The sequence below is a fragment of the Streptomyces sp. NPDC048106 genome (assembly GCF_040706415.1).
In the GTDB taxonomy this organism is placed as follows: Bacteria; Actinomycetota; Actinomycetes; order Streptomycetales; family Streptomycetaceae; genus Streptomyces.
Window position 1 is genome coordinate 226319 of record NZ_JBEZND010000008.1, and the last position, 7393, is coordinate 233711.

Annotated in this window: 7 protein-coding genes and 1 pseudogene; 4 read left to right on the plus strand and 4 right to left on the minus strand. The window is 73.2% G+C overall.

Going from position 1 to position 7393, the window contains the following annotated elements; all coding sequences use genetic code 11:
- Positions 1-34 precede the first annotated feature (34 nt).
- On the minus strand, positions 35-1249 hold the full coding sequence (locus tag AB0927_RS11270; protein ID WP_366667293.1) for an MFS transporter: 1215 nt from the start codon (positions 1247-1249) through the stop codon (positions 35-37).
- 101 nt (positions 1250-1350) lie between these two features.
- Here AB0927_RS11270 and AB0927_RS11275 point away from each other — a divergent pair, with 101 nt between their 5' ends.
- The 3 genes from AB0927_RS11275 to AB0927_RS11285 all read left to right on the plus strand — a co-directional run bounded on the left by AB0927_RS11275 (position 1351) and on the right by AB0927_RS11285 (position 3804).
- Complete coding sequence (locus AB0927_RS11275) at positions 1351-2331, plus strand: helix-turn-helix domain-containing protein (RefSeq protein WP_366667294.1); 981 nt, start codon at positions 1351-1353, stop codon at positions 2329-2331.
- 43 nt (positions 2332-2374) lie between these two features.
- The gene (locus AB0927_RS11280) at positions 2375-2863 is read left to right on the plus strand and encodes a glutathione peroxidase (RefSeq protein ID WP_366667295.1); all 489 of its coding nucleotides are present in this window, start codon (positions 2375-2377) and stop codon (positions 2861-2863) included.
- A 77-nt stretch (positions 2864-2940) separates the two neighbouring features.
- Positions 2941-3804: a MerR family transcriptional regulator gene (locus AB0927_RS11285; RefSeq protein ID WP_366667296.1), complete on the plus strand. Its 864-nt coding sequence runs from the start codon at positions 2941-2943 to the stop codon at positions 3802-3804.
- A 101-nt stretch (positions 3805-3905) separates the two neighbouring features.
- Here AB0927_RS11285 and AB0927_RS11290 read toward each other — a convergent pair whose 3' ends face one another.
- The 3 genes from AB0927_RS11290 to AB0927_RS11300 form a co-directional block, all read right to left on the minus strand.
- Positions 3906-4097: a DUF397 domain-containing protein gene (locus tag AB0927_RS11290; protein WP_366667297.1), complete on the minus strand. Its 192-nt coding sequence runs from the start codon at positions 4095-4097 to the stop codon at positions 3906-3908.
- 190 nt (positions 4098-4287) lie between these two features.
- Positions 4288-5145: a helix-turn-helix transcriptional regulator gene (locus AB0927_RS11295; RefSeq protein ID WP_366667298.1), complete on the minus strand. Its 858-nt coding sequence runs from the start codon at positions 5143-5145 to the stop codon at positions 4288-4290.
- A gap of 300 nt (positions 5146-5445) precedes the next feature.
- Positions 5446-6201, minus strand: coding sequence for a GPP34 family phosphoprotein (locus AB0927_RS11300; RefSeq protein WP_366667299.1), 756 nt, complete (start codon positions 6199-6201; stop codon positions 5446-5448).
- A gap of 435 nt (positions 6202-6636) precedes the next feature.
- Between AB0927_RS11300 and AB0927_RS11305 the strand changes: the two are divergent.
- A pseudogene (locus AB0927_RS11305) lies at positions 6637-7393 on the plus strand (hypothetical protein); the annotation flags it as partial.

Sequence of the window (7393 nt, forward strand, 5' to 3'; positions counted from 1 at the left end):
GAGCCCCCGCTCCGGGGCACCGCCACCGGCAAGGTCATCTGGACGGAGCGGCCCCTTCCACCGCCGCCGGTGCGGGAGCGTGCCCCGGACGGGGCGTACGACGGCCCGCGACGGCCAGGACCAGGGTCACCGCCACGGATCCCGCCGCCATCAGGGTCATCCCGGTGGCCGGGGTGGTGAGCTGGGCCACCGCGCCCGCCGCCGCCGCGCTCACGCCCTGCATGGTCAGCATCCCGGACGAGTGCAACCCGAGGGCCTGGCCCGCGAGTTCGCCGGGGGTGAGGTCCATCAGCCGCTCCTGCTGAACGAGGCTCGCGCCGAAGCCGACGGAGGCGAGCGTCACGCACACGGCGGCCAGCGGCAACGGCGGGTGCGCGCTGAAAACCAGGTAGGGCACCGCCAGGACGAGCAGCAGGGGGGTGGCCAGCCTGCGGCGCACGGGGGGCGGCACCAGCCGGCCCACCGTGACGTCCCCGGCGAGCATCCCGACCGCCCCGCAGGCGAACAGGGTCCCGGCCGCGTGCGGGGCGTACGAGACGTACAGGGACTCGCAGCCGACGACCATGCCGTTGGGGAGCCACAGGCCCAGGTAGGTCAGGCGGCGCGAACGGTCCGACCAGAGCAGGGAGTTGGCCCGCCAGGTGGCCGAGGCGGAGGGGCGGCCCGCGGTCCGGGGCGGGCGGGCGGTCAGGCCGAGGCGCAGGGCGAGCCCGGCCGTCAGGTACAGGGCCGCGGACAGGAGCAGGCACACGCGTGGCGACAGCGCGGCCAGCAGGGCGCCGCCGGTGGCGAAACCGGCGATCTGCATCAGCCCGCTCATCATGTTGAACAGCGAACGCCCCGGCAGATAGCCGTCCTTGGTGAGGATCTCGTTCAGCAGGCCCCAGCGGACCCCGCCGCCGAGCGAGGCCACCAGGCCCAGCACGAGGAGCACGGCGAAGAGCGCGCCGACCGGCAGACCCGGCAGCGCCTGGAGCGCCGTGCCGGCCGCGAAGACGAGCGCGATCGCCGACAGGGCCGCGCGGGGCGGCAGCCGGTCGGCGCCGGACAACAGGACGGTGGCGCCGAGCACTTGGGCGAGCATGGGGCCGAACATGCTCACCGCCGACAGCAGCGGGGAGCCGGTGGCCCGGTAGACGAGCGTGCCGAGGGCGAGGCCGCCGACGGTCTGGGCCGCCGTCTGCGCGGCCGAGCCGAGGAAGAGCGGGGTGAACTCCGGGGTGCGGAACAGGGATCGGTAGCCGTTCATGCGGGGGAGTCTCGGGCGCGCGGGGGCGGTCCGGTTACTGTTTCGCGGCAGCGCGAAAGGTCGTACGACGGTCGTACGACGGGGAAGGGTCCGGGGGAGCCATGGGCTGGTGGGAACTCAACGCGGACACGCTCGCGCGCAGCCGGTTCGTGGTCTCGCCGCTCGCGGAGACGTTCGCGCGGCTGAAGCTGCTGCACGCGGGCGACGCGGCGCATCCCGGCGAGCGGGAGTGGCTGCGGGCCCGGCTGCCCGGTTACCGGGCCCTGCTGGCCGCCGACCCGGTGACGGACCGGCTGGTGCGGGCGGGCCTCGGCCGGGACTGGATCGCGGATTTCCTCACCCCCACACCGCGCGCCCAGGAGGACTTCGCCGAGGAGGTCGCCCGGGTGCGGTCGGTCGCGCCGGACCTGGCCCGCGCGCAGTTGCGCACCTCCCTCGCCGGTCCGCTGCCCGCCGTGCTGGACCGCGACGACCTGCCCGAGCGGGCGGCGGCGCTCCTGGAGTGGGTGTGGCGGGAGACCGTACGGCCGTCCTGGGGGCGGCTGCGGCGGGTGCTGGAGGCGGATGTGGCCGCGCGGACCGCGCAGGCCGGACGGGGCGGCTGGGTGAGCGTGCTGGACTCGCTGCGGCCCGGCCGCACCCGGTGGCTCGGGCAGAACCGGCTCCAGATCAACCTCCACGCCTACCCGCCCCGCGAGATCTCCGGCGCCGAGCTGCTCTTCGTGCCGGTCACCCCGCAGCGGCACGGCTGGGTGTCCTGGGACGACGGGGAGCGGTACGCCCTGGTCTACCCCTGCGCCGGCGCCCTGGCCGACACCGGCGGCCACCCCGCCCCGGCCGCGCTCGGCGCCCTGCTCGGGCCGGCCCGCGCGGGGGTGCTGGTCCTCCTCGGCTCGCCCATGAGCACCAGCCAGCTGACGGCGGTGACGGGGCAGGGGCTGGGATCGGTCGGGCGGCATCTGAAGGTGCTGAGGGAGGCGGGCCTGGTGGAGCGCCGCAGGACGGGGCGCTCGGTGCTCTACGGCCGGACACCGGCCGGCGACGTGGTGGTGGAGGCGGCCTCGCCCTGGGCGGCGGGGTGAAGGCAGCGCCCCGGAAAGGCGCCGGCCGCATACCATCGCGCCCATGACCACTGTGCTGAACACAGAGATCGGCGCCCTCACCGGCGGCGCCGCGAACCTGCCGCAGTACGCCGGCAAGGCCGTACTCATCGTGAACGTGGCCTCCAAGTGCGGCCTGACCCCCCAGTACGCGGGCCTGGAGAAGCTTCAGGAGCAGTACGCCGAGCGCGGCTTCACCGTGCTGGGCGTGCCCTGCAACCAGTTCCTCGGCCAGGAGCCGGGCAGCGCCGAGGAGATCGCCGAGTTCTGCTCGTCGACGTACGGCGTGACCTTCCCGCTGACCGAGAAGGTGGAGGTGAACGGCGCGAACCGGCACCCCCTGTACGAGCGCCTGGTGGACTTCGCGGACGCGGAGGGCCACAGCGGCGACATCCGCTGGAACTTCGAGAAGTTCCTGATCGGCCGGGACGGCGCCGTCGTCGCCCGGTTCTCGCCGCGGACCGAGCCGGACGCGGCGGAGGTCGTCGCCGCGATCGAGGCCCAACTCGGCTGACGCCGCTTGACCTTGTCCCTGGGGCAGGGCGGAGCGTCCATGTCGCCGGGCGGAAAGGAACCGCCCGGCGACGGAGGATGACATCGGTGCACGAGGATCTGCTCACCATCGGCGCGTTCGCCGCGCGGGCCCGGCTGTCCGCCAAGGCCCTGCGGCTGTACGACCGCCTCGGGCTGCTCGCCCCGGCGTACGTCGACGAGTCGAGCGGCTACCGCTACTACCGTGCCGATCAGGCCGAACGCGCCCGTCTGGTGGCCCTGTTGAGGCAGCTGGACATGCCACTGGCCGTGATCGCCGGGGTGGTCGGGGCCGAGGGCGCCGAGGCGGCCCGGCTGCTGGCCGCCTACTGGGCGGACGTGGAGGCCCGGCTGGCCGAGCAGCGGACCCTCGTCGAGTACCTCCGTGGACGACTGTCGGGCAGGAGTGACGAGATGTACGGGAAGTTCACGGTCGAGACGGTGGACGTGCCGGCGCGGGTGGTGCTCACCGAGTCGCGGCACATGCTGGCGAACGAGTTGCCGGCCTGGCTCGGCGCCTCGCAGAGCCGACTGGAGGCGGCCGCGCGGGAGTGCGGGGGCGTCGCCGGGGCGCCGTTCGTGATCTACCACGCCGAGGTGTCGATGGAGAGCGACGGGCCCGCCGAGGTCTGTGTGCCGGTGACCGACGAGGCGGCGGCGCGGGCCTGGGCGGCGCGGCACGGGCGGCCCCGGGAGACCGGGGTGCGGGTGGAGCCGGCGGCCCGGCTGGCGTACACCCGGATCACCAAGGCGCAGGTGGCGTATCCGCAGATCCTCGCCGCGTTCGAGGCGGTGGCTCAGTGGCTGGCGCGGGAGGGCCTGGAGATGGCCGGGCCCAGCCGGGAGATCTACTTCGCGGACTGGGTGACGGCCGGGCCCGAGGACCCGGTGTGCGACGTGGCGTTCCCGGTGCGGGAGCGCTGACACGACCGAGCCCTCTCGGCAAGGACGGCGACTGGTCGAGAGGGCTCTTGGTGATGCGTGTGCGGTTGTGATCCTCGGGCGAAGGGTCAGGGACGAGTCCCTTACGCCTTGACCGAGGCCACGAAGGCGTTCCACGCGTCGGCGGGGAAGGCCAGGACCGGACCCTCGGCGACCTTGGAGTCACGGACGGCCAGCTCGGCGGCGGCGGGTGACTTGACCTCCACGCAGGCGCCGTTGCCCGCGGAGTAGGAGGACTTCAGCCACGTCTCCGAAGCGCCCTGAATCAGTGCCATGTCCACTCCTGTGTGCGAGTTTGCGATAGTGCGGTTCACGCCAACCCGATGTCCCGATTGGCGTGATCGACGCTACCGGGCAACTGCCGTCGCCGGAGGGCGCGTTCACTCGACCGGATGGCGATTCCAAGCGTGCCTTCCACGGGAACGCACTCACCGTGTAGGATCACGCGCCCTCCGCGGCCGGGCCTTACTCCGCGAACGTTTTCGCCATCTTGTCGATGATTTGCCGGGATGCGTCCACATTGAGGGACTGGGCCCGCAGGTGCTCGTACATCACGGCGTACTTCTGCACGTCCTGGGCCTTCTCCAGGTAGAGGTCGCTGGTGACGCCCTCCAGGTAGACCACGCTGGAGTCGGCGGCGTCGGCGAACTCCAGGATCGCGTACTGACCGTTGAGCCCCGGGTGCGCGCCCACCTCGAACGGCAGGATCTGCACGGTGACATGGGGCAGCTCGGAGAGTTCGAGCAGGTGCTCAAGCTGCTCGCGCATCACCAGTTTGCTGCCGACCACCCGGTGCAGCGCCGCCTCGTCCAGGACGACCCAGAGCCGCAGCGGGTTCGTCTCGCCGGTGATCCGGTCCTGGCGGCGCATGCGCACGTCCACGCGCTTCCCGATCTCCGCGGCCGACGACTCGGGCAACGCGCCCCGCACCAGCGCCTCGGCGTACGCCGGGGTCTGGAGCAGGCCCGTGACGATCTGGGGCTCGTAGACCCGCAGCGACTCGGCGTCGGTCTCCAGGCCGATGTACACGCTGTACGGGATGTCCCCGAAGGTGTGCCACCAGCCCTGCTGCCGCGAGTCGCGGGCCATCTCCATCAGCGAGTCCACGACGCGCTGGTCCTCGACCTCGTAGACGCCGCACAGGTCGCGCACGTCGCGCTGGCTGATGCTGCGGCGGCCGTTCTCCAGACGGCTGATCTTCGACTGGGACACGAGCAGGCGATCGGCGACCTCCTCGGCCGTCATGTTCTTCTGCTCGCGGAGTTTTCGAAGCTCCTGGCCCAGCCGGCGCCGCCTTACGGTGGGATTGACATTGGACGCCACGGGACGCGCACCTCCGGCTGCTGCCTGTACTGACACTTTCCGTATCTGCTGCTGAGCAGATTGCCACCAACGCGCTTGTCAGCGCTGGGAAATGGTGGATATGCGGCACGCGTACGCGTCCGCTCGCGCGCCAGTTCGTGCGGGCTCCTCCGCGCGGGCTCCGCGGCGCACGCGTCCGTCCGGACACGCCCGAGCGGGGTGGCGGGACCCGGAGGTCTCGCCACCCCGCTCGGGCCTGCGGCTCCCGAACCGGGCCTGTGGGGACGGTTGTCGCGGCGCGGTGACCGGCCAGGTGACGGATCAGTGGGCCACGGCACGGGCCATGGACCCGTGATGCGGCTGCATCGGCACCCCGCGCGCGGGTTCGGCCGCGGGCCGGGCTCCCGGCGCCGCCGGGCGGCCCGCCGGGGCCGGAGCGCGGCGCGGCTGTGCGGCCGCGCCGTTCTGCACGTCCATCACGGCGTGCGCGACGAGCCCGCCCATCGGATCGTGCCGGATCAGATCCCGCAGCCGGGAACGGGACGATCGGCCCTCGTTGCCCGGATACAGGTGCTTGCCGAGCCCGACGGCGTGCGCCAGGGCGGCGAGCGCCGCGGTCCGCGGGTCCGGCGGCACGCCGGTGCGGATCGCCGAGTCCAGCCGGGAACGGATCTCCCGGCTGATGGCCGTCTCCGTCGCCTGGTAGCGCGTCGTCGGCAGCACCCCGCACATCTGGCCCGGCACGGCGGCGACCATGCCGCACCGCTCCAGATGCGAGAGGTAGATCTGGCGCAGCCCCAGCCGGGGCCCGCCGATCCAGTGGACGGCGCGTACCGGAGCGCCGCGCCTTCGCAGCAACTCCAACGCGCAGTCCAGAGTTGGATCTCCTGTCGGCCGTGGCACCACCACGGCGATACGATCCCCGTCTGGGGCTATCCGTCCGGCCAGCGCCAGCTCCACTAGCTGTGCACCGGCCAGACCGAGGTCGAGCGACTGCGGCTGCGCAGTGGTACCCGTGGTCGGGTCCAGTGCCAGCAGCAGAAGCTCCTCCGGAAGTGTTCTGCGGCTCCTGCCCATCCATGCCTCCCCGCGTGGATGAATGACAGGGTGACCCCTCTCACATTGGTCTGTCGAGGGTGCGTGACCGGTTCGTAAGGGAACCGGTAGGTATGTCGTTCTCGTCTACCGCAGGGGCCAAGTCCTCACACGGGACACTGGTACATGGTTCGGACAGGGCGCGCGCGTGGGCGTGCGGCGCATGAGGAGGCATCGGTGGCGGGCGAGTCCCCCGACAGGTCGAAGCAGCGTGAGTCGTCGGCGGAAGCGACGTCGGGGAACGCGGATTCGGTTCCCGAGGCCCGCGATCCCCGCCTCGCGGTGAGCCGGGGGGCGGGTGGCTCCGCGAGTGGCTCCGCGGGTGGCTCCGCGGGTGGCTCCGCGGGTGGCTCCGCCGGGGAAAAGGATTCCTCGAAGGGCGGCACGGACACCGCGACGAAGGTCCTCCGGACGCCGGTGGTCGAGGAGGACACGGCCCTTCGGAACGCGGTCTCGGCGTGGGTACGTGACGCAGGGGAGCCGGCGGACGCCGGGGCGGCGGAGGAGCAGGACGGTACGGACGCGGAGGATGCGGCGGAGGCCGGGGCGATAAGCGACGGGGCGGCGAGCGACACGGACGCGGGCGAGCAGGCCGACCCGACGGCCGCCGCCGGGGAGAAGGCTTCCGCGAAGCCGGACGAGGCCGCCGCCGACACCGGGGCCAACACCGACGCGGTCGCAAAGGCGGACGCCGATGACGACGTCAACGCCCCGAAGACGGACGCCGGTTCCGCCGCGAAGAGCGACCCGGCACCGACGGACGACAAGACGGACGCGGTGGCGGAGGCGGTCGCGGAGGCAGGGGCGGACGCGGACAGCGAGTCCGACGCGGGCGCGGAAGCAGCCACCGACGCGGCTGAAGGCCCGGAGGCGGACACCAACGCCGACACGGGGGCGGAGACTCCGGCGGACGGCGCGGACGCCGAGGCCGACACCCGCCCCGCGTCCTCCACAGACACCGAGGCAGCCACCGGCACGGACGGCAAGCCCGACACGGGCGCCGAGACCCCGGCAGACGGCCCGAACGCGGACGCCGAGGCCGACACCCGCCCCGCGTCCTCCACAGACACCGAGACGGCCACCGGCACGGACGGCAAGCCCGACACGGGCGCCGAGACCCCGGCAGACGGCCCGAACGCGGACGCCGAGGCCGACACCCGCCCCGCGTCCTCCG